This is a genomic window from Actinomadura macrotermitis, from assembly GCF_009604375.1.
Taxonomy (GTDB): Bacteria; Actinomycetota; Actinomycetes; order Streptosporangiales; family Streptosporangiaceae; genus Spirillospora; species Spirillospora macrotermitis.
Window position 1 is genome coordinate 596,040 of the sequence record NZ_WEGH01000004.1, and the last position, 24,676, is coordinate 620,715.

Genomic DNA, 24,676 nt, shown 5'->3' on the forward strand with positions numbered 1-24,676 from the left:
GCGCCGGGTCAGCTGTAGCGGGCGGCGTAGGCCTTGGCGAGGTTCAGGACCTTCTGCACGTACCAGTCGGCGTGGTTGTACTGGAAGATCGCCCGGTACAGGCTCCGGCCGCCCCGGCCGGCGCCGTTGGCGCACAGGTACTTGGCGGCGCCGGGGATGGCGTCGTAGGGGTTCATGATGTCGGCCTTGCCGTCGCCGTCGCCGTCCACCCCGTAGGCCTTCCAGGTGGAGGGCAGGAACTGCATCGGGCCGAGGGCGCCCGCGCTGGAGCGGCCGGGGTTGCGGTTGTGGTCGCTCTCGACCTGGCCGATCGCGGCGAGGACCGTCCAGGACAGGCCGGGGCAGGTCGTGGCGGCCTGCTTGTACAGGTCCAGGTAGCTGCCGGAGCGGCCGTGGCCGTCCCCGGGCGCCTGGTACTTCTTCTGGTTCAGGTCGACCACGCTCGCGCCGGGCCCGAGCGACCTGCCGACCGCGCCGGCGACCTTGGCCGGGGACGCGCCGGGCGCGTTGACCAGCACCGCGACGTTGTCGATCAGGCCGAGGTCCCGCCCGGTCTTGGCGTTGACGAGCATGTCGATGCCGGGCAGGCCGAGCGGGCCGGACCCGCCCATCGTCAGGTTCGGCATGGTCTGCCCGACGATGGGATAGGGGAAGCCGCGGCTGAGCCGGAGCTGGTCGGCGGCGTCGGACGACACCACGAACTGCCCGGCCGCGAGCGCGGTCCACAGCTCGTTCTTCTTGGCGGTGCCGGGCGGCGTCCAGGACCGGAAGACCGACGGGTCCACCGCGAAGGTGTTGATCGAGCGGCCCTGCAGCTGGACGGCGCCGCCCGCGACCGCGATGACGTCCTTCACCTTGGCGATCTTCTTCAGCCTGGCGACCTTGGCGGCGCTGATCGGCTGCCCGGACGAGACCGCCAGCACGTCCGGCGGGACGACCCGCCGCAGCGGCGCGACCTGGCCGGCGTCGGCGACGTTGGTGACCGGCCCGGTGCCGCCGGGGAACGCGCCGGGCGGCGGCCCCTCCTGCCCCGCGGGGGGCTTCTTCGCGCCCGTCTCCACGGTCAGCGCGCCGTACACGCCGCCGGCGAGGCTGCCGGCGATCAGCACGCCGACGCCCGCGACCGCCAGCGGCAGGCCGCGGCGCCTCGCCGTCGCCGGGCGGGGGCGCGGCGTGCCCGCCGGGCCCCCCGGAGCGGGGGCCGGGGTGCTCGTGCCGGGTGCGCGCGGAGGCGAGGAAGGAGCCACAACCATCCCAACGAGAGTCGCTACGAGTGGGTTACCCGAATTATTCGCTTGTCCGGCCCAGGTAACGTGATCATGCCGTTGACGTCGCAGAACAGGACCGGGAGCACGACCCTCCCGAGGTGGGAGGCCCACGTGCCCAATCCGTACCGGGAACTGCTCGCCGTTCCCGGGGCCCGGCGCTTCGTCGCCGCGGGGTTCGTCGGGCGGATGTCGATGTCCATGGTCGGAATCGGCATCGTTCTGCTGGTTTCCGCAGTTACGGGATCGTACGGTATCGCCGGTGCGGTGGCGGCCACCCTGTCCCTGTCCTTCGCGGCGGGCGCACCGCTCAGCGCGCGCTACGCCGACCGGTACGGGCAGCGGCGCGTCATCGTGCCGACGGTGCTGGCGAACACGGCGGCCTTCGCGCTGCTGATCGCCCTCACGATGCTGCGGGCGCCGGTCTGGACCCTGTTCCCCGCCGCCGCCGTGGCGGGCGCCACGATCATCTCCATGGGCGCCTGCGTGCGCGCGCGCTGGTCGTATGTGCTGAGCGGCAGCCCGGGGCGGCTGCAGACCGCCTTCTCCTTCGAGTCGGTCGTGGACGAGAGCATCTTCGTCGCCGGGCCGCTGCTGGTCACCTTCCTGTCCACCGGCGTGCACCCGGCGGCGGGCCTCGTCGCCTCCTCGGCCTGCACACTGGCCGGCACGCTCGCCCTCGCCGCGCAGCGCGGCACCGAGCCGCCGCCCCGGCCCCGCGAGCCGGGCGCGGCGCGCAGCGGCCTGCTCGGCGACCCGGCGGTCCGCGTGCTGGCGTCGGTGCTGCTGCTGCTCGGCGCGGTGTTCGGCGCGATCGACGTGAGCGGCGTGGCGTTCGCCGAGGAGCAGGGGCACAAGGCGCTCGCGGGGGTGCTGCTCGGCTGCTACGCGCTCGGCAGCGGCACCGCGGCGCTCTGGTACGGCGCGCGGCGCTGGCGCGCCCCGCTGGCCAGGCGGTTCCAGGTGGGCCTGGTCGTGCTCGCGGTCATGCTGGTCCCGCCCGTCCTGCTGGACCGGCTGGCGCCGATGATGGTGGTGGTGTTCTTCTCCGGGCTGGCCATCTCGCCGACGATCATCCCGGCGTACGCGCTGCTGGAGCGGCTCGTCCCGCCGGGGCGGCTCACCGAGGGCTTCGCGGTGCTGTCGACGTCGGTCGGGGTGGGCGTCGCGCTCGGCTCGTCGCTGTCGGGACGGCTGGTGGACGCCCGCGGCTCGGGGGCGGCGTTCCTGGTCCCGCTGGGCGCCGCGCTGGCCGCGGCCGTGTTCGGCCTGGCCGGGGCACGTAAAATAAGTAAACGTGAACTTTCCTCACAAACGATTGCCGAGTAGCATCCCCCCATGTCCCCCGTGACCCACCAGACGTGGCAGAACTGGGCCGGCAACCAGCAGGCCGCCCCGCAGCGCATCGCGACCCCCCGCAGCACGGGCGAGGTCGCCGACCAGGTACGCGCCGCCGCCGGCGACGGTCTCACCGTCCGCATGATCGGCACCGGCCACTCCTTCACCGGCGCCGCCGTCGCCGAGGGCGTGCTGCTGCGGCCCGAGGGGCTGACGGCCGTGCGCTCCGTCGACACCGCGACCGGCCTGGTCACCGTCGAGGCGGGCCTGCCGCTGCACCGGTTCAACCGGGTGCTGGACGAGCACGGCCTCGCCCTGGCCAACATGGGCGACATCCAGGAGCAGACCGTCGCGGGCGCGCTGCAGACCGCCACGCACGGCACCGGCCGCGACGCCGCCGGCCTCGCCTCGCAGGTCGCCGCCCTGGAGCTGGTGCTCGCCGACGGCTCCGCCGTCACCTGCTCGCCGGACGAGCGGCCCGAGCTGTTCGACGCCGCCCGGGCCGGCCTCGGCGCCCTCGGCGTCGTCACCGCCATCACCTGGAAGACCGTCCCGTCGTTCATCCTGCGCGCGCAGGAGGAGCCGATGAAGTGGGACCAGGTGCTGGCGCGGATCGACGAGTTCGACGCCGCCAACGAGCACTTCGAGTTCTACTGGTTCCCCCACACCGAGGGCTGCCTCACCAAGCGCAACAACCGGGTCCCCGGCCCGGCCGAGCCGCTGTCGCGGTTCAAGCACTGGCTGGACGACGAGTTCCTGTCCAACTCGGTCTTCGGCCTGATCAACCAGGCCACGCACCGGGCGCCGGCGATCACCCCGCGCGTCAACGGCGTCTCCGCCAAGGTCCTCGGCGCCCGCACCTACAGCGACACCTCCTACAAGGTGTTCACCAGCCCGCGGACCGTCCGGTTCAAGGAGCAGGAGTACGCCATCCCGCGCGAGGCCCTGGTGCCGGCGCTGCGCGAGCTGCGCGCCCTGTTCGACAAGAACGACTGGAAGATCAGCTTCCCGATCGAGGTGCGGCTGCTGCCCGAGGAGGACGCCTGGCTGTCCATGGCCCACGGGCGGCGGTCGGCGTTCATCGCGGTGCACGTGTTCCACAAGGACCCGCACCAGGAGTACTTCGAGGGCGTCGAGGAGCTGCTGACCTCGGTCGGCGGCCGTCCGCACTGGGGCAAGATGCACACCCGCGACGCGTCCTACCTGGAGACGGTCTACCCGCGCTTCGGCGACTTCCAGGCGCTGCGCGACGAACTGGACCCCGAGCGCCGGTTCGCCAACCCCTACACCACGCAGGTGTTCGGCGCCTGACCCGCACGAGGAAGGCCCCGCCGGTCCGGCGGGGCCTTCTCCATGGCGTGTCAGCGGGTGCCGGTGCCGTCCGCTCCGCGCAGGGCCGGCTGGTCGCCGACGCCGCCCTGGCCGCCGTCAGGGCTCTTGTTCGGCGCGGTCGGGACCGGCGCGCTGCTCGGCGGCGGCGTCACCGGCGTGGACGGGGCGACGCTCGGCGAGGGCGACGTGCCGCCCGACGGTGTCTGCGACTGCCGCGGCGAGGCGCCGCCGGTCGATCCGGTGGGCGCCGGGGTCGCGGGGCCGGTGCCGGACTCGGTGGGCCGCACGGTCGGCGTGTGCGCGGGCTTCTCCTTCTGCCCGCCGCCGCCGACGTTGCCCCACGTGGTACCGGTGCTCCTGTTCTGCCCGACCCAGCCCGACGCCGGCTTGTCGGTGATCTTCTCCGCGATCGTGATGCCGCCCATCACCACCGCGAACACCGCGACCGAGGAGAGCAGCAGCACCGGCCAGCGCCGCTTGACCCAGTCCAGGGTGTCGCCCAGCGCCGCCCGTCCCGCGGCCTGCCGCAGGGCCTGCGTGCCGGCGTCGTCCGCCAGCTCGCCCGCCACGCGGTGCTCGGGCGCGCCGTCCAGCCGGGTGGTGTTCGGGTCGGAGGCGACCGCCCCCGCGTCGAGGCGGGTGGCGTTCGGGTCGCCCCCGACATGGCTCCAGGCGACCGTCCGGGTCGGATCGGCGGACACCGCCTCGGCGGCGGCCTGCCCGGCCGCGTGCCGCTGGCCCGCCGCCGTGTGCAGGTGGGTGCGCTCCTTGAGCTGCTCCCTGCCCTGGTCCAGGTAGTGCTTGCCGATCGTCGTGCAGGCGGTGGACACCACGCTCATGAACGCGGCGCCCGCGATCGTCCCGTACACCCCCAGGAAGGACGCCCCCACCGCGGCGATGGCCGTGGCCGTCCCGCTGGCGATCAGTTGTGTCGTGCTGACCCCTGGCAGCTTGCGCTGCATAGAACAAATCCCCCAATTCGGCTGACCTCAACTGCCCCCACATCTCGAACTACCGGGGTGCCCGGGGTGTTCCAGTACCCGGACGTGACGAGAGCAACCCGAAAACACTGGAGTCGCCACGGTGCTTCCGGCACAGTGTGGAAAAGGATCCACAAGAATCAGGAAGGGCGACCCCAGCCGGACCTCAGCACGGGCAAGCTAGGTCAGGTGCCCTCTTCAGGAGGCTGAAGAGGGCTTCGAGAGCGGCGATGTTCGGACATGCCGGGTACGGTGCTGGCAGCAGGTGTGTCCGAAAGAGAGACTCGGTAATCCGGGGGAAGGGCACGCATGCGCCCTCGGTGGGGATCGGACGACCGGCCGGCGCGAGCACGGTGAGGCGGGCTCGTGGCGGAGGGCCGTTCCGGCACCCTCCGTGCCGTCAGGAGCAGGGCAGGAAGGACACGCATGCAGGAGCTGCGCCTCGTCGCGGTCAGCGAGGACGGTACATACCTCGTCCTGGCCACCGCGGGCAGAGGCACCCGGTTCACCCTGCCCGTAGACGACCGCCTGCGCGCGGCGGTCCGTGGGCACTTCTCCCGCCTCGGCCAGTTCGAGATCGAAGTGGAGAGTCCCTTGCGCCCCAAGGAGATCCAGGCTCGCATCCGGTCCGGCGAGACCGCTGAGGAGATCGCCGAGTCGGCCGGGATCCCGGTCGAACGCGTCCGCTGGTTCGAGGGACCCGTGCTCCAGGAGCGCGAGTACATGGCCCAGCAGGCGCAGCGGGTCGCGGTGCGCAGGCCGGGCGAGTCCACGCCGGGGCCGCCGCTCGGCGAGACCGTCGAGGAGCGCCTCGGCCGGGGCGGCGTCGACCTGGAGGAGGCCGAGTGGGACTCCTGGAAGTGCGAGGACAGCACCTGGCGCGTCCGGCTGTCGTTCTTCGAGGGCGGCCGCCCGCACGCGGCCGAGTGGGTCTTCGACCCGCGCCGCCGGCACGTCTCCCCGCTGGACGAGGTCGCGGCGCGGCTGACGTCGGTGGAGTGGGACGACGAGGCCCTGTCCGACACCGTGACGCCGCTGGTGCCGCGCCGCCCCGCGATGAAGGTCGTCTCCGACGTCCGTGACATCGCGCCGGCGCCGCCGCCCGCGCCGTCGCGCGGGCTGCCGGGCGAGGGCGACCCGCGCGAGTACATCGTCGAGCGCGGCCGCATGGTCGACTCGCGGCCCGCGTTCACCGCCCGCGACCTGCCGGGAGAGCCGGAGCACCCGGCGCGCGAGCTCCCGACGGCCTCGGCGCCGCGCCGGATCGAGCGCCCGGCGCCCCTGCCCGAGCGGCCCGCCCCGGTGGAGCGCCCGGCGGCCTACGAGCGCCCCGTGCAGGCCGAGCGGCCCGTGCAGGAGGAGCGCCCGGTCGAGCGGCTCGCCCCGCGGGTGGAGCGCCCGGCGCAGGCCGAGCGCCCCGCCGAGCGGCCCGAGCAGGAAGAGCGTCCTGCCGAGCGGCCGGTGCAGGCCGAGCGGCCGGTCGAGCGGCTCGCGCAGGACGAGCGTCCGGTGCGGGAGGAACGTCCGGCGGAGCGCCCTGTGCAGGACGAGCGTCCCGCCCAGGAGGAGCGCCCGGCCGCGTCCGAGCGCCCGGCCGAGCGTCCCGAGCAGGAGGAGCGCCCGGTGCAGGCCGAGCGGCCTGCGGCGAGCGAGCGTCCGGCCGAACCCGAGCCCGAGCCCGAGCGCGTCGTGCAGGAGGAACGCCCGGCCGAGCGTCCCGCGGAAGCCGAGCGGGACGAGCAGGAGGAGCGTCCGGAGCGGCCCGAGGCCGCCGAGCCGTCCGCGCAGGAGGAGCGCCCCGCCGCCGAGGACGCGCGGGACGAGCGCCCTGCCGCCGCGGAGCGTCCCGCCGAGGCCGAGGAGCCCGAGCAGGACGCCCCCGTCGCGGCGGAGCGCCCGGCCGAGGAGGAGCGTTCCGAGCCCGCGGCGGCCGAAGAGGCCGCTCCGGAGCCCGAGGTCGCGCCGGAGCCGGAGCCGGTCGCTGAGGAGAAGAAGCCGGCGCCCGCCGCGAAGAAGGCGCCCGAGGAGCCCGTCGTCCCCGCGCCGTCCCCGCCGCCCGCGCCGCAGCGGCCGCAGCACCAGGCGGCCCGGCCGGCGGCCAAGAAGGCGGCCGGGCGCCCGGCGATGCCCGGCCCGGCGGTCGAGAAGCCGGCGGCCGGCTCGGAGACCCCGGCCGCGGCCGCGGCGGCGCAGCGGCCCGCCCGCAACAACCGCCGCAAGGCCAAGGGCAAGCGCGCGTCGGTCCCGTCCTGGGACGAGATCATGTTCGGGGCCCGCCGCCCCGAGTGAGCGGAGCCGCCGGGCCCCGCGTCCCCCTCAAGGGGGCGCGGGGCCCGGCGCGTTCAGTCCTCCAGGAAGGGGACGACCCAGTCCGGGGTGATGCCGGCGGCGAAGGCGACCGCGTCGGGCTCGGCCATGTCGATCGCCGGGTAGCCGCCGTCCCCGGCGCCCACCGCGGCGACCAGGGTGGCCAGGCGCAGCCGCCGCTGGAAGAGCGTCTGGCGGATCCGCCAGCCGACGACGGCGCGGTGCTCGATCACCACCTGGCGGCGGCGCAGCGACCCCGAGCGCAGCGTCAGCCGCGCCGCGTCGGTGGCGTGGCCGAGCTGGCGGTAGCGGTCCAGGCCGACCGGGACCGCCAGCAGCGCGGCGGCCGCGCCCGCGCCGGCGACCCACGGCTGGCCCGCGAGCAGGGCGAGCGCGGCCAGTCCCGCCGGCGGCGCGACGGCGCGCACGACGCGGCGGCCCCGCGCGGCCCTCGGATGCGGGAGGAGCGGGCCGGGGATCGGGCCGAGGACGCGGGCGGCCAGCTCCTCGGCGACCCGGCGGGGCGCGGCGGGCAGCAGCCGTCCCCGCTGCGCGGCGTCGCCGAGGCCGGTGACCAGCGCGCCGAGCCGGGTCACCCCGGCCGGGCGCTCGAACGGGTTGTCCGACAGCTCCACGCCGCGGATCCGCCGCCGCTCCAGCGCGACGCTGCGGCGGGTGACCAGGCCGCGCTCGGCGACGATCGAGCCGTCGCGGGCGTAGACGGTGAAGTCCCAGTGGAACAGGGTGAACACGATCACCGACATCACCGGCATCGCGACCAGCGTCACCACGGCCAGCGCGATCACCACGGCGGTGGGCAGGCCGACCACGTCGTGCCCGAGCCGCGCCATCCGCTCCCGGGTGATCAGGCCGAGGTCGTCGCTGAGGTTGTACAGGGTGCCGAGGGCGCTGCCCGCCAGCGCGAACGGGGTGAGCAGGTAGGCGCCGCTCAGCGGCGCGTACAGGTACCAGCGAGGCCGCATCCCGCCGAGCGTGCGGCGCGGCGGCGCGGCCGGTCCGGGCGCGGCGGCCCGGCTCAGCAGGTCGCGGCGGAGCCGGTCGGCGTCCTGGCGCGACACCGCGTTCAGCTCGCCCTCGCCGCCGTCGGCGCCCGCGTCGATGTGCACGATCGCCAGGCCGAGCAGGCGGTGCGCGAGGGAGGAGCTGACGTCCACGCCGCGGATCCGGTCGCGCGGGATCGTCTTGACCGACCGGCGGAGCAGGGACCGGCGCAGCTCGATCCGGTCGCCGTGCAGGGTGTAGCTGAACGTCGCCCAGGTCGCCATGTGGAACAGCAGGCCGAACGCCAGGCCGCCGAGGGTGAAGAAGAACGCGGTGGACAGGCCGCCGACCAGCAGGCCGGTGGCGCCCGCGCCGAGCAGCGCGACCAGCTCCTTGACGGCGCCGACGACGAAGGTCAGCGGGTGCAGGCGCCGCGCCCGGACCGGCGGCGCGCTCTGCCGGACCGTCACGTCGCGTCGTCGCGCAGGTCGTGGGCGCGGTGCGCCAGGTCCTCGGCGAGCCGGGTGGCCACGTCCGCGGGGAGGCCGGCGACCTCCGAGGAGCCGGCGTGCGAGGCGGTGTTGACCCTGATGGTGGCCAGCCCGAGCAGCCGCTCCAGCCAGCCCTGCTTGGTGTCGACGGTCTGGATCCGCCCGACCGGGACCAGCAGCCACTCGCGGCTGAACCAGCCCGTCCGGGTGTAGACGACGTCGGCGCTGACCTCCCAGCGGTGCACCCGGTACCGCCAGACGGGCGCGACCGCGCTCATGAGCACGCCGGCGGCGCCGACCAGGACCGGCAGCAGCCCGATGCGGCCCGACAGCCAGCCCGGCATCCCCGCCCAGCCGGAGTCGCCCGCCCAGGCCGCCAACCCCCAGGCCAGGCCGAGCGCCAGCCCCCACGCCAGCAGGTACTCGATCGCCCAGTGCGCGATGGCGCGGGGCGAGACGCGGTGCGCCGGAGGCCGCAAGCGCGGCCCGCCGCCGTCGGGTTCCTGGGCGCGTCGCACCGCTGTCACACACCCGAGTCTAGGCGCCGGGGCCGCCGCGGCGGCGAACCGCCCGGGGCGTGATTTCTGTCGGACCCCTGTGCGACGGTGTCAGTGAAGGCCAGCAGCATGCCAGGTTCTTGCCAGAGCCCCCCGGAAAACTGGATGCGTTCCGCGACCGGACACGGCAACGTTGGCAGGCCGAGAGCGTCAAGCCCATGAGAGTCCGGCGGCACCAACCGAGGAGTCCACATGTCTTACGCGATCCAGGCCGAGGACCTGGTGAAGCGGTTCGGCGAGACCGAGGCGCTGGCGGGCGTCTCCCTCACCGCCGCCCCGGGCACGGTGCTGGGGGTGCTCGGCCCGAACGGGGCCGGCAAGACCACCACCACCCGGATCCTGGCGACACTGATCGAACCGACCTCCGGCCGCGCCGAGGTCGGCGGCCACGACGTCGTCCGGGAGGCGCACCAGGTGCGCCAGCTGATCGGCCTGACCGGCCAGTACGCCGGCGTGGACGAGATGCTCACCGGCACCGAGAACCTGGTGCTGATCGGGCGGCTGCTCGGCATCCCCCGGCGCGACGCCAAGGCCCGCGCGGCCGAGCTGCTGGAGCGCTTCCAGCTGACCGAGGCCGCCGAGCGCGCCGCCAAGACCTACTCCGGCGGCATGCGCCGCCGGCTGGACCTGGCGGCCAGCCTGGTCGGCCGGCCGCAGATCCTGTTCCTGGACGAGCCGACCACCGGCCTGGACCCGCGCAGCCGCAACGGGCTGTGGGACATCGTCCGGGGCCTCACCAGCGACGGCGTCACGGTCCTGCTGACCACCCAGTACCTGGAGGAGGCCGACCAGCTCGCCGACGACATCGTGGTCATCGACCGCGGCCAGGTCATCGCGCACGGCACCTCCGACGAGCTGAAGGCGCAGGTCGGCGGCCAGGTGCTGGAGGTGCGGCCGGTGCGCGCGGCCGACAACGCCGTGGTCGCGCGCATCGTCGGCGAGCTGGCCGAGACCGCCCCCGAGGTCCGCGAGGGCCTGGTGTCGGCGCCGATCACCGACGCGGCGCTGATGCCCGCGGTCGTGCGCCACCTGGACGACGCCGGCGTCGCCGTCGGCGAGCTGTCGCTGCGCAAGTCCAGCCTGGACGAGGTCTTCTTCGCCCTCACCGGGCACCACACCGACGACATCGACGCCGAGGCCGGCGAGCTGGCCGAGGCCGCCACGAAGCAGGAGACCTCGGCATGAGCACCGCGACCCTGGCGCCCCCGCCCCTCAGCCGGCGCGTGTCCCCGGGCACCGCCGTCCGCAACACCCTCACCCTGGCCTGGCGCAACCTGGTGCAGATCAAGCACAACCCGATGGAGCTGCTGGACCTGTCGATCCAGCCCATCATGTTCGTGCTGCTGTTCGCCTACGTGTTCGGGCCCGCGATGGCCGGCAGCGTCGAGAGGTACCTGCCGGTCGTCATCCCGGGCATCATCGCGCAGAACGCCCTGTTCGCCGGGATGAGCACGGGCTTCGGCCTGAACACCGACATCACCAAGGGCGTCTTCGACCGGTTCCGCAGCCTGCCGATCTCCCGCAGCGCGCCGCTGGCGGGCCGGATCATCGCCGACACCGTCAAGCAGGCCTGGTCGATGACGATCCTGCTGCTGGTCGGCCTGCTGATCGGCTTCCGTGTCGGCACCGACGCCTTCTCGGTGCTGCTGGCCTTCCTGCTGCTGCTGTCGTTCGCCCTGCTGTTCTCCTGGACGTCGGTCTTCATCGCGATGAAGGTCAGCGAGCCGGAGAAGGTGCAGATCTTCGGCTTCGTGGTCATCTTCCCGCTGAGCTTCCTCAGCACCGCGTTCATCCCCACCACCAAGGGCGTCCCGGGGCCGCTCGCCTGGGTGATGGACAACAGCCCGGTGACGCAGCTGGTCCAGGCCATGCGCGGCCTGCTCGTCGGCGGCCCCGTCCTGGAGCACGCCCTGATCGCCCTGGCCTGGGGCGTCGGCATCGCGCTCATCTTCGCCCCGCTGTCCCTGCGCGCCTTCAAGAACCGCGCCTGACCCTCGCCCCGGCGGCCCGGCCCCCTCTCCCCCGAGAGGCGGCCGGGCCGTTCGCGTCCGCGCGGTCAGCGGTCCAGGTAGGGGTCGGTGATCTCGCGGAGCCGGGCGAGGGAGTCGCGCAGCTGGTCCATCCGGCGTTTGCCGAGGTGGGCGGTCCATTCGGCCTCGACCTCGGCGACCGCCGCGGCGGCGACGGGCAGCAGCGCCTCGGCCTTGGCCGTGAGGCGGACGAGCCGGGCGCGCGCGTCGGCGGGGTCGGGGGTGCGCTCCACGTACCCGGCGGCCTGGATCTGGTCGACCAGGTAGCCGGCGGTCTGCTTGGTCACCTGGGCGGCCTCGGCGAGCTCGCTCAGCCGGGTGCCGCCGGGGTTGATCCGGGCCAGGATCCGCGCCTGCGCCGGGGTGATGTCGTCGATGCCCGCCGCGGCCAGCGCGGCCAGGACCCGCGTCTCGGTGGCGCGGTGGGCGATGAACATCAGCACCGCGAGCGGCGGTTCGTCGGGCACGTCGACTCCTTGACGTTAGTCAGAGGTTCTGATTAATTTAGACAGAGAGGCTGACCAGTTCGGTACGAATATCGTACCATTTCCCCGGAGGACGATCATGCGGGACGCCGCGAAGTGGCAGGTCATCGCCGACGAGCGGGCCGGCCTGGCCGACCTGCTCGCCACGCTGACCGCCGACCAGTGGGCGCACCCCTCGCTCTGCGAAGGATGGACCGTCCGGGAGGTGGCCGCCCACCTCGGCCTCGGGCCGCGCATGGGGCCGGGGAAGACCGCGCTGGCGCTGGCCCGGGCGCGCGGGAGCTTCGACCGCATGGTGCGCGACACCGCCCTCCGCGAGGCCGCCCGGCCGGCCGGCGAGCTGGTCGCGCTGCTGCGTTCGGGGGCAGGCTCCCGGCACCTGGCCCCGGGCCAGCGCCTCGACCACGCCCTGCTCGACGTCCTGGTCCACGGCCAGGACATCACGGTGCCCCTCGGCATCCCCCGCCCCGTGCCCCTGGAGGCGGCCCGGCACTCCGCCGGCGTCCTGTGGCGCATGGGGTTCCCCTTCCACGCGCGCCGGCGGCTGCACGGCGTCCGGCTCACCGCCACCGACACCTCCTGGACCGCCGGGGAGGGCGCCGAGGCCGCCGGGCCGATCGCCGCGCTGCTGTTGCTGCTGACCGGCCGCCACACCGCCGCCCTGCCCCGGCTGGACGGCCCCGGGACCGCCGTCGTCGCGGCCCGCGTCCCCTCACCGCTCTCATGAACGGAGCCGAGCGATGGCCGCTCACCACCCCTCCCCCAGGCCCGCGCCCAACGTCCTGTTCCTGCTGGCCGGCCTGATCCTGATCATCGCCGGCGTGGCCCTGATGGCGTTCGGCGCGCTGACCGCCTTCCAGGCGATCCCCCGCGGCGACCTCCGCCTGGGCGCGGTCCCGGACGCCCGCGGCGACCTGGCGCCGGTGATCAACGGGTTCACCGTGGTCATCGCCGGCTGCACCACGCTGACCGCGGGCCGCTACCTGTGGCGCGGCGCGCGCCGCCGCGGCCTGCGCGACCGCCTCGGCCGCCTGCTGGTCATCAGCGGCTACCTCGTCGTCACCGTCGCCCTGTACGTGCTGACGCGCTACCTCCTGCGCGCCCTCGCCACCGACGACGCCGACGCGTCGGTCCGGATCGTCCTGAACGGCCTGGTCGTCTGCGCCCTGATCGCGGTCCCCGGCTCCCTGCTCGCCGTCCCCGGCTTCCGGATGGCCAGGGAGGAACCCCTGATGCGAGCCGAGGCCCGAGCACGCTTTTGAACGAGGGCTTGACGGGCTCGCACCCGCATATCCGGCGTGTAGGGTCGGCACGCATGACAACAGACTCACCGGCGCAGACCGTGCAGCGCTTGTTCCCGCTGCTCGCCGAGGGGAACAGTGCGGAGGCAGCGGCGCTGTTCGCCGACTCGGTGTCGTTCTCGATCCCGCACCCGCCCGGCATTCCGTGGGTGCCGGAGGTCCACTCGGCGGAGGACATGCGGACGTTCTTCGAGCTGCTGCAGACCCATGTGCAGGCCAAGGAGTTCGACCTGCGCCAGGTCATCGCCGAGGGCGACGATGTCGTGCTCATCGGGCGCATGGTCTCCCAGGTCAAGAAGACGGGCCGGGACATCGACACGGCGTTCGCCCTGCACGCCACGGTCCAGGACGGGCTGATCACCCGCTATCACCTCTACGAGGACAGCTACGCCGTCGCCCAGGCCTACTTCGGCGACTGACCGCCCGGCGGACCGCCGGACCAGGGGCTTCCGTCAGATCTTCACGGTGGTGAGTTTCTCGGGGTTGCGGACGCTGTAGACGGCCGTCACGACGCCGTCGCCGACCTCGATGGACGTGACCTGGTCCAGGGCTCCGCCGACGAACACCGCCACGGAGTGCATGCCGTTGTAGATGCCGACCCGCAGGTCGATGTCGCCCATCCGGGCACCCTTGGCGAGGAGGCCGACGACCAGGCGGGCCACTTTGTCGGGACCGTGCACGGGGCGGCGTACCGCGGTCACGATGCCGCCGCCGTCGGCGATGTAGACCACGTCGGGCGCGAGCACGTCCATCAGGGACTGGACGTCGCCGGTCGCCGCGGCGACCGAGAACCGCTCGGCGACCGAGCGCGCCTCGGACGGCGAGGCGACCGCCGTGTGCCGCTGCGAGCGGACGTGGTCGCGGGCGCGCCGGTTGAGCTGCCGCACCGCCGCCTCGGACCTGCCGACCGCGGCGGCGATCTCGGCGTAGCCGAAGTCGAACACCTCGCGGAGCACGAACACCGCGCGCTGGGCCGGCGTCAGCGTCTCCAGGACCAGCAGCATCGCGGTGGTCACGGCCTCGCCGGTGAGCACGTGGTCGACGCCGTCGGGTCCGGTCGCCAGCGGCTCGGGCAGCCACGGGCCGGGGTACTCCTCCCGCCGGCGGGCGGCGGAGCGCAGCACCATGAGCGCCTGCCGGGTGACGATCCGCGCGAGGTAGGCCCGCGGGTTCCGCACCGACGCGGCGTCGACCGTGCGCCAGCGCAGGTAGGCGTCCTGCAGCACGTCCTCGGCGTCGGCCACCGAGCCCAGGATCTCGTAGGCGATCGAGAAGAGCAGCGGGCGGTGCGCCGTGAACTCGTCCGGGCCGGTCACTTCGGCCCCGGCAGCCAGGCGTAGCGGGCGGTACGGGAGCCGTACCTGGCGTAGGCGACCACCCGCGCCTTCGTCACGGCTGCGACGCGCCCGGCGACGTACAGGCGGCGCATCGAGTCGTCGCGGCGGACGACCTGCAGCAGCCCGTCCCGCCGCCCGAGGCTGACGGCCTGGCCGACGTAGCCCATGGAGAAGGGCCTCGGCCCGCGTCCGTCGACCATGCGGGCCAAGGTATCGGCCGCGTGCGCGCCCTGCGGCGCGGCGGTGGCGCAGGCCAGGCGGGCACCGGGGACGGCCGCGCAGTCGCCGACCACGAAGACCCGGGGGTCGCTCACGCTGCGCAGGTACTCGTCCACGATCGCGCGGCCCTCGGCGTTGACGTCCAGCCCGCTCCGCCGGGCAAGGCCGGGGATGTCCGCCGTGATCGCCCAGAGGGACAGGTCGGAGGGGAGCTCCCCGCCCGACCGCAGGCGCACGGCGCCGGCGGGTGCTTCGGTGACCGTGTCCTCCACGATCTCCACCGTCAGCCGCCTCAGGGCGGCGCGCACCCGGTCGCGCGCGCCGGGCGAGAGGGTCGGCACGATCCCCTCCCCCACCAGCCGCACCCGCAGGTCCGGCCTGGCCTCGGCGATCTCGGACGCCGTCTCGGCACCGGTCAGCCCGCCGCCGACGACGGTGACGACGCTCCCGGCGGCGAGCCCGGCCAGCGCGCCGCGCGCCTGCTCCGCGCCCTCCCAGGCCCCCACCGGGACCGTGCCCGGCAGCGGCACGGCCGTGCTCCCCACGGCGAGGAACAGGTGGTCGAAGTCCAGGCCGGTGCCGTCGTCCAGGGTGACGCTCCCGTCCCCGACCTTGGCGACGGTGCCGATCCGCGTCGCGATCCCCTCCCGGAGCATCGAGGAGAGCGGGATCGCCGCCGTGCCGCTCCCGGCGAGGTGCTCGTGCAGCCGCACCCGCTCGACGAAGTCCGGCCGCGGGTTGACGACCGTGATCCGCGCGTCCGGCACCTTCCTGGCCAGCCGGTTCGCCGCGATCGTCCCCGCGTAGCCGGCGCCCACCACCACGACCTGCATGTCTGCCTCCCACTGTGGAACCGAGTCGCCCATGGGATGCCGCAGGCCGCCCGCCTGTGACGGGCCGGCGGAGTGACCTGTGCCACTGCGGCGGCTATGCGGGCGCCTCCGGGTGGGCGGTGGCCCAGGCGCAGATCGCGGCGAGGGGCTCCTGCAGCGACTTCCCCAGCGCGGTCAGCGCGTACTCCACATGCTGCGGCGCCGACTCCTTGTACACGTGCCGGCTCACCAGCCCGTCGGCCTCCATGCCGCGCAGCGTCTCGGTCAGCATCTTCTGGGTGATGCCCGGCAGCCGGTCGCGGAGCCGGGCCGGGCGGTGCGGGCCGTCCAGCAGCGCGTAGACCAGCAGGATGCGCCACTTGGCGCCGAGCCGCTCCAGGGCCTGGCGGGTGGCGCACGACTCCGCCAGGACGTCGGGTATCACCAGGCCCATCCGCGCCCCTTCCCGGAAGGGCACGTCAAGGTGCCCTCTGTCGGCCGGGCGCTCCACGCCCTAGCGTCGGCTGCACACGCTAACCGATGAGGGGGACCCATGAAGATCGCGGTATTCGGCACCGGAGAGGTCGGTCAGCGGATCGCCGGGCGGCTCGCCGGGCTCGGCCACCAGGTCACGCTCGGCTCCCGGACGGCCGGCAACGAGACGGCCGTCCGGTGGGCGCGGGAGAACGGCGGCGCCCAGGGCACCTTCGCGGACGCGGCCGAGGGCGCCGAACTGATCGTGAACGCGACCGGCGGGCTGGTCTCGCTGGACGTCCTCACCGCCGCCGGGGCGGCGAACCTGGCCGGCAAGACCGTCATCGACGTGTCCAATCCGCTGGACTTCTCCGCCGGGTTCCCGCCCGCGCTCGTCGTCCCCGAGGAGGGCAGCGCCGCCGAGCGGCTCCAGCGGGCCTTCCCCGAGGCGCGCGTGGTCAAGACGCTCAACACCATGAACAACACCGTGATGGTCGACCCGTCCCGGGTGCCCGGCCACCACGAGGTGTTCGTCTGCGGCGACGACGAGGCGGCGAAGGCCGAGGTCAAGGAGCTGCTGCGGTCCTTCGGCTGGGGCGACGGGCAGATCCTCGACCTCGGCGACCTGTCCGCCGCGCGGGCGCTGGAGCCGCTGGTGCTGCTGTGGGTGCGCCTGTACGGCGTCCTCGGGACGGGCGACTTCAACTTCTCGGTCGCCCGCGCGGGCCTACCGGTGTGACGGGCGTTCCACGCCGAACTCGGTGAGGACGTCATCGAAGGTGCGGGTGGCGCCGCGCGCGTGGGCGGCCTCGAACGCGGCGGCGCCGAGGGCGTCGCGGGCGGCGGCCCCGGTCTCCAGCGCGTCCGCCAGTGACAGGTCGCAGGCGCCCCGGACGGCGTCGGCGGTGCCGAGCAGCACCGCCGCCCGTTCCGGGTCGCCGTCGTGCAGGGCCAGGGCGGCGTACCCGGCCAGGACCTGCGCGGTGATCGGGTAGTCCAGGGACGTCACGGCGTCGCGCAGCGCCGCCGCCAGCCGCTGCCGGGCCTGCTCTTCCGCGCCGCTCGCCAGGTCGGTCAGGGCGCGGGTGGTGAGCACCATCGCGCGGAACTGGGGCGGGCCGATGAGGTGTGCGACGAGCTCCTCGGCGCGGGCGAGGCGCCGGCGGGCCTCCTCCAGGTCGCCGGCGCGGCGGGCGAACTCGCCGTACTGGTAGTGCAGCAGGGCCAGGTCCTCGGACGTGCCCCTCCGCTCGGCCGCCGGGAACGCCTCCGCCAGCAGCGCGCGGGCGCCCGCTCCGTCGCCCGCCAGGTCCAGCACGTTCGCCAGCTTCGCGTGGATAGAGATGATCATGGTGCCGCCGAGGGCGCTCGCCAGGCGGATCGACTCCCGGTAGAGCGCGGCCGCCTCGGCGTACCGGCCCGCCCGGCCGAGCAGCTCGGCCTGGCCGGTCATGGTGAACGACAGCCCCCAGCGGTCGCCGGCCTCCCGGAAGTTGGCCAGGGCGCGGCCGAACTGCTCCGCCAGCTCCTCGGTCCTGGCGAAGTTGAGCAGGAACTGGGCGCGGATGAAGTGGCCGATGCCGCGCACCCACGGGTCGGGATCGTCCATCAGGGGGTCCAGCACGTCGATCGACATCTCGTCCCAGCCGAGGCCGTACAGCTCGGCGGCGGCCAGGGAGAGCCGCAGCACCGGGCGCAGCGGCTCGCCGGCGAGCTCCCCGGCGATCTCGCTGGAGCGCCGCAGCCAGTCGCCGGCCGGGGACTTGGGCCGCTGACTGTCCAGCATGGTCATCGCGCCGACCGCGAAGGCGACCGCGGTCGTCTGGTCCGCGGGCAGGCCCGGCATCGCGAGCACGAGCGTGGTGTTCTCCGACGCCTCGCCGAGCCGGCCGTGCAGGAACCAGTACCAGCCGAGCGCCGCGCAGAACCGGACGGCGAGCGCCGCGTCGCCGGTGCCGGCCGCCCAGCGCAGCGCCGCCTGCAGGTTGTCGTGGTCGGCGGCGAGCCGGGCCAGCCACTCCAGCTGCCCGGCGCGGAACAGGTGCGGTTCGGCGGCCTCGGCGAGCCCGACCATGGCCGCCGCGTGCCGCCGCCGCACCGCCTCCTCCTCGCCCGCCGCCGCGAGGCGCTCCAGGCCGTAGGCGCGGATGGTCTCCAGCATCCGGTAGCGGGGCGGGTCCACCGCGGTGTCGGTGAGCACCAGGGACTTGTCGACGAGGGCGGCCAGCACGTCCAGGACGTCCGCGCGGTCCAGCTCCGGCCCGGCGCAGACCTCCTCGGCGGCCTCCAGGGTCGCGCCGCCGTGGAAGACCGCCAGGCGCCGCCACAGGGCCCGTTCGGGGCCGTCCAGCAGGTCCCAGCTCCACTCGACGACGGCGCGCAGCGTCTGGTGGCGGGGCAGCGCGGTGCGGCTGCCCGCGTTCAGCAACCGGAACCGGTCGCCGAGGCGGGCCGCGATCTGGGCCGGCGACATGGCGCGCAGCCGCGCGGCCGCCAGCTCGATCGCCAGCGGCATGCCGTCCAGCGCGCGGCAGATCCGCACGACGTCGGCGACGTTGGCGCCGGTCACCGCGAAGCGCGGGGACACCGCGACGGCGCGGTCGGCGAACAGCCGGACCGCCGGGTAGGCCGCCGCCGTGCCGGTGCCGGCGTCCGGCGGGGGCGGCTCCAGCGGCTCGACCGGCCACAGCGTCTCGCCGGTGATGCCGAGCGGTTCGCGGCTGGTCGCCAGGATCCGCACGCCGGGGCAGCCGGCCAGGAGGCGGTCGGCCAGCCGGGCGGCGGCGTCGAGCAGGTGCTCGCAGTTGTCCAGCAGCAGGAGCAGCCGTTTGCCGCGCAGCGCCGCGGCCAGCCGGTCCAGCGGGTCGCCGGCGTCGGCCACCGCCAGCCGCCCGCGGCCCGCGGGGAGCAGCACCGTCTCGCGCAGGCCGAGCGCGGTCAGCACGGCGGAGGGGACCTCGGCGGGATCCTCGACCGGGGCGAGCCCGACGAACCAGACGCCGTCGGGGGCGCTGCCGGCGAGCCGCTCCCCCGACTCCAGCGACAGCCGTGTCTTGCCGGCGCCGCCGGGGCCGGTGAGGGTGACCAGGCGGCCCTCCTCCAGCAGCCCGGCGACCTGCTTGAGGTCCTCGTCGCGGCCGATGAAGCTGGTCAAGCGGGTGGGCAGGTTGCCGCGCGGGCCGTCGGCCGGGGCCGCGGGCGTGAGATCGGCGTCGTGGCGCAGCACCGCGAGGTGGACGTCGCGCAGCTCGGGCGAGGGGTCCACGCCGAGGGCGTCGGCGAGGGCCGCGCGGGCCGACTCGTACTGGGCGAGCGCGTCGGCCTGCCGCCCGGACGCGTACAGGGCGCGCATCAGCCGGGCCCGCAGCGGCTCCGACAGCGGGTCGTCCCGGGTCAGCGCCTCGAGCTCGGGGATGAGCGCGGCGTGGCGGCCGAGCGCCAGATCGGCGTCGAGGCGTTCCAGCAGGGCGGCCCGGCGCAGCCCCTCCAGCCGCACGGCCGGGCCTTCGGCGAACGGCTGCCCGGCGGCGTCGGCGAGGGCCGGGCCCCGCCAGAGCGCGAGGGCCTCGCGCAGCTCCCGCGCGCGATCGGCCGGGTCCGCCAGCGCGCGGGCACGGGCCAGCCGCGCCTCGAAGTCGTGGGCGTCGACCGCCTCGGGCGGCAGGACCAGCCGGTACGCGCCGGCCCGCGACTCCAGGTACTCGCGGCCGATCACCGTGCGCAGGCGCGAGACGAGCGACTGCAGCGCGTTCGGGGCCGCGGCGGGGACCTGCTCGCCCCACAGCGAGTCGATGAGCCGGCCGGACGGGACGGGCCGGCCCGCCTCCAGCGCGAGCAGGGTCAGCAGCACGCGCAGCCGCGTCCCGCCGATCTCGACGGGACGGCCGCCGGCCGTGACCTCCACCGGCCCCAGGATCCCGATCCGCACGTCCCGATTGTGTCCTATCGGGCGCGCGCCCCGGCCCGGACGCCGGACGCCCCGGCGGTCGCGAGGACCGCCGGGGCGCCTGGTGCCAGGAGGGGGCGTCTCAGACGGCCTTCTCCTTCGGCTTGGCGTCCTCGACCGCGGCGAGCTGGAAGTCGCTGCGCGGGCGCTCCACCGAGCCGAGCGAGATCGTCTCGCGCTTGAAGACCAGGGCGAGCGTCCAGTCCGCCAGCACCCGGATCTTGCGGTTGACGGTCGGCACCATCAGACCGTGGTAGGTCCGGTGGAACAGCCAGGCCGGCCAGCCCTTGATCTTGAAGCCGAGCGGGTTGGCCACGCCCTTGTGCAGGCCGAGGCCGGCGACCGCGCCGAGGTTGCCGTGCACGTACGGCTTCAGCGACTTGCCGCGCAGCGAGCGGACGATGTTGGCCGCCAGCACCTTGGACTGCCGCAGCGCGTGCTGGGCGTTCGGCGGGCAGAACATGCCCTCCTGGGTGAGGTCGGGGATCGCCGCGTTGTCGCCGGCGGTGAACGCCCGGACCATGCCCTCGATGGTGAGGTACTCGGTGCCCTTGACCTGGCCGCGCTCGTTCAGCGGCAGGTCGGTGTGCTTGACGACCGGGGCGGCCTTCACGCCGGCGTTCCACACCAGGGTGCCGGCCGGGAAGCTGCTGCCGTCCGACAGCTCGATCTGGCCGTCCACCGCCGACTGCAGGAACGTCTTCATCTTGACGTCGATGCCGCGGCCGCGCAGCTGCTCGGCGGTCCACTTGCCCATGTCCGGGCCGACCTCGGGCAGGATGCGGTCGGCGGCCTCGACCAGCACGAAGCGCAGGTCCTCGGGGCTCACCTTGCGCATGTACTTGGTGGCGTCGCGGGACATGTCCTCCAGCTCGGCCACCGCCTCCACGCCCGCGAAGCCGCCGCCGACGAACACGAAGGTCAGCGCCTTGCGGCGGATCTCCTGGTCGTTGGTGGACTCGGCGATCTCCAGCTGCTCCAGGATGTGGTTGCGCAGGTGGATGGCCTCGCCGACGGTCTTCAGGCTGATGCCGTTCTCGGCCAGGCCCGGGATCGGCAGGATCCGCGGCACGGCGCCGGCGGCCATCACCAGGTAGTCGTAGGAGATCCGCTCGGGCGGCCCGGCCAGCGGCTGGACGATCGCCCAGCCCTCGTCGTGGTTGAGCTCGGTGACGCGGGCGTTGCGCACGGTGCAGCGGTCCAGCACCCGGCGCAGCGGCACCACGACGTGGCGCGGGGAGATGTTGCCCGCGGCGGCCTCGGGCAGGAACGGCTGGTACGTCATGTACGCGTTCGGGTCGACGACGGTCACCTTGACCTCGCCTCGCTTCAGCTCGCGCTTGAGCTTCTTCTGCAGGCGCAGCGCGGTGTACATGCCCACATAGCCGCCACCCACGATGAGGATGTGGGGAGCGCCAGGGGTCCCCTCGGCGGTCCTGGCCATAGCGGCCCTCCAATGTTCACGGTCGGCTTGTGAAGACATTCACAAGCTAGCCGATGGAACGTCCCCAATGCCAACCGGAACCCACGAAAGAACAGCGAAACTTCCGCTCCCGGCAAAGTGGAGCGTGCCCAGGGCGTGAACTTCCCCACTCCTTCCCTTAATTTCGGACGTTTCTGGGTAAAAGGTGCATGACGAACATCACAGCAGCTTTCTCCGGAGGCGTCCGCGCCGCACGGGAGGAAAGACCCGTTCCACCCCGCCCGAGCGTCTAAAGTTGGCCCGGACCAGAAGGGAGCGCGGCCGGCGAGCCGCCGCCACCGGAGACGGGCCCGCCGGGCCCGGCCGATCCGGCGACGCGCGGCGTACGATCTCGCCCGGGAGCGAATCTAAGATGAGCAGAGACCGGCGACCCGCGCTGGCCGCGGTGGGCGCTACCGCGCTCACCGTCGCGCTGAGCGGCTGCGGGCTGATCGGCCAGCCGGAGAACAAGAGCGCCGAACTCTCCGAGTGGTTCACGGTGACCAGCCCGGTGTTCCGCGATGGCGGCGACTTGCCCACGCGGTTCGGCTGCACGACGTACTCTGGCTCTGGCGGGCCGGGCAAGACCCCGCCGCTGCGCTGGTCGGCGGGGGCCCAGACCAAGGCCCGGTCGTTCGCGATCGTCATGGACGACCCGGACGCCGCCGACGGCGCCTACGTGCACTGGGTGTACGCGGGCATCGACAGCAACAAGCAGGAGCTCGTCGAGGGCGCGCAACTGGACAAGACGATCGAGGGTCTCAACACCGGCAAGAAGGTGGGCTACACGCCGCCGTGCCCGCCGAAGGGCGAACGGCACCGGTACCGGTTCACCATCTACGCCCTGGACAGCCCGGCGCCGTTCGCCAACGGCGCCCCGCTCAAGGAGTCGCTCGGCGCCATCGCCAAGCACACGGTGGCCCGGGGCCGGATCACCGGGAACTTCGGCACCAGGTAGCGCGTTCTCCATGGGGCCATCGGGCGCAATGTCGGACAAATCGACCTGGGAGACCGGGCGGACAGGGGCGGACGGACCGGTTCGAGGGACCGTCCGGCACCGGCCGGGTGAGGGTAAATGTGCGCGAAGGGTGTGACAACGGTCATAGCGGTCGGTCAGAATCTTCCTAGGCATGCTGGGAACCGGCTGCTGGCGGTAATCGGGACGAACCCGCGGTCCTCGCTGGCGACTCTCTCCGGGCCAAGGCATTGGGTGGTGGCATGACTTCTTACATCTTGGTCTTCGGCCTGATCGTGGTCGTGGTCCTAGTGATCGTCCTGGTGGCGCTCGGCCTGCGGGCCAGCAGGGCGCCCGACGAGGACGACGAATGGATGGACGACGAGCCGCAGCAGCAGCAACCGCAGTCGCGCTCGCGCCGCCGCAGGGCTCTGCCGCCCCAGGACGAGGCGCCCGACGACGGCTACGGCCCCGCCCACGACGGCGGCTCCTATGACGCCGGCCGCGACAACCAGGACTTCGACCGGCGCGTCGCCGGCGGCGCGCCGGCCGGGCCGCCCGCCCAGCACGCGCCCCCGCCGCACACCGGTCCCCAGCACGCCGGTCCCCCGCAGCCCGTCGCACAGCACACCGGGCCCCAGTCCGCGGGCCCGCAGCACACGGGCCCTCAGCACACGGGCCCGCAGCACGCCGGGGCCCCGCTCACCGGAGCCCCGCTCGCCGCACCGGCCCCCGCGCCCGTCTCCTCTCCTCCGCCGCCCCCGTCCGGGCCGGCGTCCGACGAGATGGAGGACGACGACTACTGGGCGACCATCACCTTCGACAAGCCGAAGTTCCCCTGGCAGCAGAAGAACGCCGACGCCAGGAACGAGGCCGACCGGGCCGCCGACCCGCTGCACGCGCCGCAGGAGGCCCCGCAGCCGGCCGAGCAGCCCGAGCACCCGGGCCTGACCCAGCCGGTCGCGCTCGGCGCCGACGGCCGGCCCGACTTCGGCGCGCTGAACCCGAACCCGCCGAACCCGGGCCCCCCGAACACGGGTCCGCAGCAGCCCGGCTCCTTCGCGCCCGCCGCGTTCGGCGGCGACCCCGGCCAGACCGCGCACGACCCGCTGCCGCCCGTCGACGCCGGCCAGGGGTTCGACCAGCCCGGGTACGGCGACCAGCAGGTGTACGGGGAGCAGCAGCCCGCGTACGGCGACTCGTCCCCGTACGGCCTGCCCCCGTCCGAGCCGCCGTCGCCGCCGTCCTACGGCGACCAGCCCTCCTACGGTGAGCAGCCTTCGTACGAGCAGCCGTCCTACGAGCAGCCGTCCTACGAGCAGCCTTCGTACGAGCAGCCCTCGTACGGCGACCAGCCCGGTTTCGGCGAGCAGCCCGCGTACGGCGGCGACCCGCTCGGCTCCGTCCGCCCCGGTGGACGCGACGCGTTCGACCTGCCGCTGTCCCCGGCCGCACAGGCCCCCGCCGACCCGCTCGGCGACCCGCTGGGCATGCCCCTCGGCCGCACCGAGGAGCCCGTCCAGCCGCCGCAGCCCGTCCAGCCGCCGGCCATGCAGCCGCCCGCGCAGCCCGGCGGCTGGGACACCGGCCAGAACCAGGCCCCCGCGCCGGCCGCCGGCTCGCCGTCCGACACCGACAACCACAAGCTGCCGACCGTGGACGAGCTGCTGCAGCGCATCCAGACCGACCGGCAGCGCACCTCCGGCCCCGCTCCGGGCGCACCGGAGTCCCAGGGCTCGTTCGGCAACTCGCTGAGCGACCCCCTCGGCGATCCGCTCGGCAGCGGCTCGTTCGGCGGCGGCACCGGCGGCACCGGCTCGTCCTGGTCGCCCGGCGCCTCCAGCGGTGCGGGCTACGAGGCCGACTCCGGCTCCTACCCGGGGCTGACCAACTCCGGCTACGGCCAGGGCGGGCAGGGCGACGGCTACCCGGCCTCCCCCGCCGCCTACGGCGAGACCCCGCGCTACGACGACCCGCTGAACACCGGCGGCAACCGCTCCGCGTACGGCTCGACCGGCGAGACCCCTGTCGAGCCCGGCCGTTACGGCGACTTCAGTGGCGGCGGCTACAACGGCGGCTCCGACCCGCTCGGCGCGCCCACCGGCGGCGAGCAGGGCGGCTACGACCCCAACGCCACGCAGGCGTACGGCAGCGGCTACTTCGGCTCGCAGCCGCCGCAGCAGCAGGGGTACCCGCAGAAGCCGGGCGACACCGGCGGGCAGCAGTACGACCCGTCGTACCCGCCCGCGGGAGAGCGGGAGACGCGCCAGACGCAGGACGACTGGCAGAACCACCGCGACTACCGGCGCTGACCCGGTACGGCATCCGCGCTCGCACCACGAGCGCACCCAACGGGCGAGGCCCGCCGCACCCGCGGCGGGCC

Annotated in this window: 21 protein-coding genes; 11 read left to right on the forward strand and 10 right to left on the reverse strand. The window is 74.4% G+C overall.

The genetic code is table 11. The features are described from left to right. Positions 1–8: 8 nt before the first annotated feature. The gene (locus ACRB68_RS31375; protein WP_153538839.1) at positions 9–1,253 is read right to left on the reverse strand and encodes a lytic transglycosylase domain-containing protein; all 1,245 of its coding nucleotides are present in this window, start codon (positions 1,251–1,253) and stop codon (positions 9–11) included. Positions 1,254–1,379: 126 nt separating this feature from the next. Here ACRB68_RS31375 and ACRB68_RS31380 point away from each other — a divergent pair, with 126 nt between their 5' ends. Next, positions 1,380–2,594 carry an MFS transporter gene (locus ACRB68_RS31380; RefSeq protein WP_328595015.1) on the forward strand — a complete coding sequence of 405 codons (1,215 nt, stop codon included), beginning with the start codon at positions 1,380–1,382 and terminating at the stop codon, positions 2,592–2,594. A 9-nt stretch (positions 2,595–2,603) separates the two neighbouring features. Further along, positions 2,604–3,914, forward strand: coding sequence for a D-arabinono-1,4-lactone oxidase (locus tag ACRB68_RS31385; protein WP_153538843.1), 1,311 nt, complete (start codon positions 2,604–2,606; stop codon positions 3,912–3,914). Between the two features lie 50 nt (positions 3,915–3,964). On the opposite strand, the gene ACRB68_RS31390 is transcribed toward ACRB68_RS31385, so the two are convergent. After that, positions 3,965–4,897: a hypothetical protein gene (locus ACRB68_RS31390; RefSeq protein WP_153538845.1), complete on the reverse strand. Its 933-nt coding sequence runs from the start codon at positions 4,895–4,897 to the stop codon at positions 3,965–3,967. A gap of 444 nt (positions 4,898–5,341) precedes the next feature. On the opposite strand from ACRB68_RS31390, the gene sepH reads away from it, so the two are divergent. Next, complete coding sequence (gene sepH, locus ACRB68_RS42215) at positions 5,342–7,204, forward strand: septation protein SepH (RefSeq protein ID WP_268890500.1); 1,863 nt, start codon at positions 5,342–5,344, stop codon at positions 7,202–7,204. A 53-nt stretch (positions 7,205–7,257) separates the two neighbouring features. Here the strand turns inward: sepH and ACRB68_RS31400 are convergent, their stop codons facing one another. Further along, positions 7,258–8,694: a PH domain-containing protein gene (locus ACRB68_RS31400; RefSeq protein WP_328595016.1), complete on the reverse strand. Its 1,437-nt coding sequence runs from the start codon at positions 8,692–8,694 to the stop codon at positions 7,258–7,260. Continuing rightward, positions 8,691–9,242: a PH domain-containing protein gene (locus ACRB68_RS31405; protein ID WP_328595017.1), complete on the reverse strand. Its 552-nt coding sequence runs from the start codon at positions 9,240–9,242 to the stop codon at positions 8,691–8,693. Before ACRB68_RS31405 ends, ACRB68_RS31400 begins: the two co-directional genes overlap by 4 nt. 222 nt (positions 9,243–9,464) lie before the next feature. On the opposite strand from ACRB68_RS31405, the gene ACRB68_RS31410 reads away from it, so the two are divergent. Further along, complete coding sequence (locus tag ACRB68_RS31410) at positions 9,465–10,457, forward strand: ATP-binding cassette domain-containing protein (RefSeq protein WP_153538847.1); 993 nt, start codon at positions 9,465–9,467, stop codon at positions 10,455–10,457. Next, complete coding sequence (locus ACRB68_RS31415) at positions 10,454–11,263, forward strand: ABC transporter permease (RefSeq protein ID WP_153538849.1); 810 nt, start codon at positions 10,454–10,456, stop codon at positions 11,261–11,263. The genes ACRB68_RS31410 and ACRB68_RS31415 overlap by 4 nt, the downstream gene beginning before the upstream one ends. A gap of 65 nt (positions 11,264–11,328) precedes the next feature. On the opposite strand, the gene ACRB68_RS31420 is transcribed toward ACRB68_RS31415, so the two are convergent. Next, the gene (locus tag ACRB68_RS31420) at positions 11,329–11,769 is read right to left on the reverse strand and encodes a MarR family winged helix-turn-helix transcriptional regulator (protein ID WP_328595018.1); all 441 of its coding nucleotides are present in this window, start codon (positions 11,767–11,769) and stop codon (positions 11,329–11,331) included. A gap of 97 nt (positions 11,770–11,866) precedes the next feature. Here ACRB68_RS31420 and ACRB68_RS31425 point away from each other — a divergent pair, with 97 nt between their 5' ends. Genes ACRB68_RS31425 through ACRB68_RS31435 form a run of 3 tightly spaced genes read left to right on the forward strand, consistent with a single transcriptional unit; the run spans position 11,867 to position 13,507 of the window. After that, positions 11,867–12,514, forward strand: coding sequence for a maleylpyruvate isomerase family mycothiol-dependent enzyme (locus ACRB68_RS31425; RefSeq protein ID WP_153538851.1), 648 nt, complete (start codon positions 11,867–11,869; stop codon positions 12,512–12,514). A 13-nt stretch (positions 12,515–12,527) separates the two neighbouring features. Beyond that, the gene (locus ACRB68_RS31430; RefSeq protein ID WP_153538853.1) at positions 12,528–13,049 is read left to right on the forward strand and encodes a hypothetical protein; all 522 of its coding nucleotides are present in this window, start codon (positions 12,528–12,530) and stop codon (positions 13,047–13,049) included. Between the two features lie 53 nt (positions 13,050–13,102). After that, positions 13,103–13,507: a nuclear transport factor 2 family protein gene (locus ACRB68_RS31435; protein ID WP_153538855.1), complete on the forward strand. Its 405-nt coding sequence runs from the start codon at positions 13,103–13,105 to the stop codon at positions 13,505–13,507. 33 nt (positions 13,508–13,540) lie between these two features. Here the strand turns inward: ACRB68_RS31435 and ACRB68_RS31440 are convergent, their stop codons facing one another. The 3 genes from ACRB68_RS31440 to ACRB68_RS31450 form a co-directional block, all read right to left on the reverse strand. After that, positions 13,541–14,404, reverse strand: a complete 864-nt coding sequence (locus ACRB68_RS31440) for an RNA polymerase sigma-70 factor (protein WP_328595019.1) — start codon at positions 14,402–14,404, stop codon at positions 13,541–13,543. Further along, the gene (locus tag ACRB68_RS31445; protein ID WP_153538857.1) at positions 14,401–15,477 is read right to left on the reverse strand and encodes an NAD(P)/FAD-dependent oxidoreductase; all 1,077 of its coding nucleotides are present in this window, start codon (positions 15,475–15,477) and stop codon (positions 14,401–14,403) included. Before ACRB68_RS31445 ends, ACRB68_RS31440 begins: the two co-directional genes overlap by 4 nt. A 94-nt stretch (positions 15,478–15,571) precedes the next feature. Further along, entirely contained in the window at positions 15,572–15,910 is a 339-nt protein-coding gene (locus ACRB68_RS31450; protein ID WP_153538859.1) for a winged helix-turn-helix transcriptional regulator, read from the reverse strand. A gap of 99 nt (positions 15,911–16,009) precedes the next feature. Between ACRB68_RS31450 and ACRB68_RS31455 the strand changes: the two genes are divergently transcribed. Continuing rightward, positions 16,010–16,669, forward strand: coding sequence for an NADPH-dependent F420 reductase (locus ACRB68_RS31455; RefSeq protein ID WP_153538861.1), 660 nt, complete (start codon positions 16,010–16,012; stop codon positions 16,667–16,669). On the opposite strand, the gene ACRB68_RS31460 is transcribed toward ACRB68_RS31455, so the two are convergent. Together ACRB68_RS31460 and ACRB68_RS31465 are read right to left on the reverse strand one after the other, a co-directional pair. After that, positions 16,658–19,858: an ATP-binding protein gene (locus ACRB68_RS31460; RefSeq protein ID WP_328595020.1), complete on the reverse strand. Its 3,201-nt coding sequence runs from the start codon at positions 19,856–19,858 to the stop codon at positions 16,658–16,660. The genes ACRB68_RS31455 and ACRB68_RS31460 overlap by 12 nt on opposite strands. Before the next feature lie 100 nt (positions 19,859–19,958). Beyond that, entirely contained in the window at positions 19,959–21,320 is a 1,362-nt protein-coding gene (locus ACRB68_RS31465) for an NAD(P)/FAD-dependent oxidoreductase (RefSeq protein ID WP_153538863.1), read from the reverse strand. A 391-nt stretch (positions 21,321–21,711) separates the two neighbouring features. On the opposite strand from ACRB68_RS31465, the gene ACRB68_RS31470 reads away from it, so the two are divergent. Then, complete coding sequence (locus ACRB68_RS31470; protein ID WP_153538865.1) at positions 21,712–22,296, forward strand: YbhB/YbcL family Raf kinase inhibitor-like protein; 585 nt, start codon at positions 21,712–21,714, stop codon at positions 22,294–22,296. A 260-nt stretch (positions 22,297–22,556) separates the two neighbouring features. Continuing rightward, complete coding sequence (locus tag ACRB68_RS31475) at positions 22,557–24,605, forward strand: chromosomal replication initiator protein DnaA (RefSeq protein WP_153538867.1); 2,049 nt, start codon at positions 22,557–22,559, stop codon at positions 24,603–24,605. Positions 24,606–24,676: the final 71 nt, after the last annotated feature.

What these genes read in the sequence shown, in the direction of transcription:
- ACRB68_RS31375 (WP_153538839.1), bottom strand. Translation starts at nt 1,253, where the DNA reads ATGGTTGTGGCTCCTTCCTCGCCTCCGCGCGCACCCGGCACGAGCACC.
- ACRB68_RS31385 (WP_153538843.1), top strand. Translation starts at nt 2,604, where the DNA reads ATGTCCCCCGTGACCCACCAGACGTGGCAGAACTGGGCCGGCAACCAG.
- ACRB68_RS31390 (WP_153538845.1), bottom strand. Translation starts at nt 4,897, where the DNA reads ATGCAGCGCAAGCTGCCAGGGGTCAGCACGACACAACTGATCGCCAGC.
- sepH (WP_268890500.1), top strand. Translation starts at nt 5,342, where the DNA reads ATGCAGGAGCTGCGCCTCGTCGCGGTCAGCGAGGACGGTACATACCTC.
- ACRB68_RS31410 (WP_153538847.1), top strand. Translation starts at nt 9,465, where the DNA reads ATGTCTTACGCGATCCAGGCCGAGGACCTGGTGAAGCGGTTCGGCGAG.
- ACRB68_RS31415 (WP_153538849.1), top strand. Translation starts at nt 10,454, where the DNA reads ATGAGCACCGCGACCCTGGCGCCCCCGCCCCTCAGCCGGCGCGTGTCC.
- ACRB68_RS31425 (WP_153538851.1), top strand. Translation starts at nt 11,867, where the DNA reads ATGCGGGACGCCGCGAAGTGGCAGGTCATCGCCGACGAGCGGGCCGGC.
- ACRB68_RS31430 (WP_153538853.1), top strand. Translation starts at nt 12,528, where the DNA reads ATGGCCGCTCACCACCCCTCCCCCAGGCCCGCGCCCAACGTCCTGTTC.
- ACRB68_RS31435 (WP_153538855.1), top strand. Translation starts at nt 13,103, where the DNA reads ATGACAACAGACTCACCGGCGCAGACCGTGCAGCGCTTGTTCCCGCTG.
- ACRB68_RS31445 (WP_153538857.1), bottom strand. Translation starts at nt 15,477, where the DNA reads ATGCAGGTCGTGGTGGTGGGCGCCGGCTACGCGGGGACGATCGCGGCG.
- ACRB68_RS31450 (WP_153538859.1), bottom strand. Translation starts at nt 15,910, where the DNA reads ATGGGCCTGGTGATACCCGACGTCCTGGCGGAGTCGTGCGCCACCCGC.
- ACRB68_RS31455 (WP_153538861.1), top strand. Translation starts at nt 16,010, where the DNA reads ATGAAGATCGCGGTATTCGGCACCGGAGAGGTCGGTCAGCGGATCGCC.
- ACRB68_RS31465 (WP_153538863.1), bottom strand. Translation starts at nt 21,320, where the DNA reads ATGGCCAGGACCGCCGAGGGGACCCCTGGCGCTCCCCACATCCTCATC.
- ACRB68_RS31470 (WP_153538865.1), top strand. Translation starts at nt 21,712, where the DNA reads ATGAGCAGAGACCGGCGACCCGCGCTGGCCGCGGTGGGCGCTACCGCG.
- ACRB68_RS31475 (WP_153538867.1), top strand. Translation starts at nt 22,557, where the DNA reads ATGACTTCTTACATCTTGGTCTTCGGCCTGATCGTGGTCGTGGTCCTA.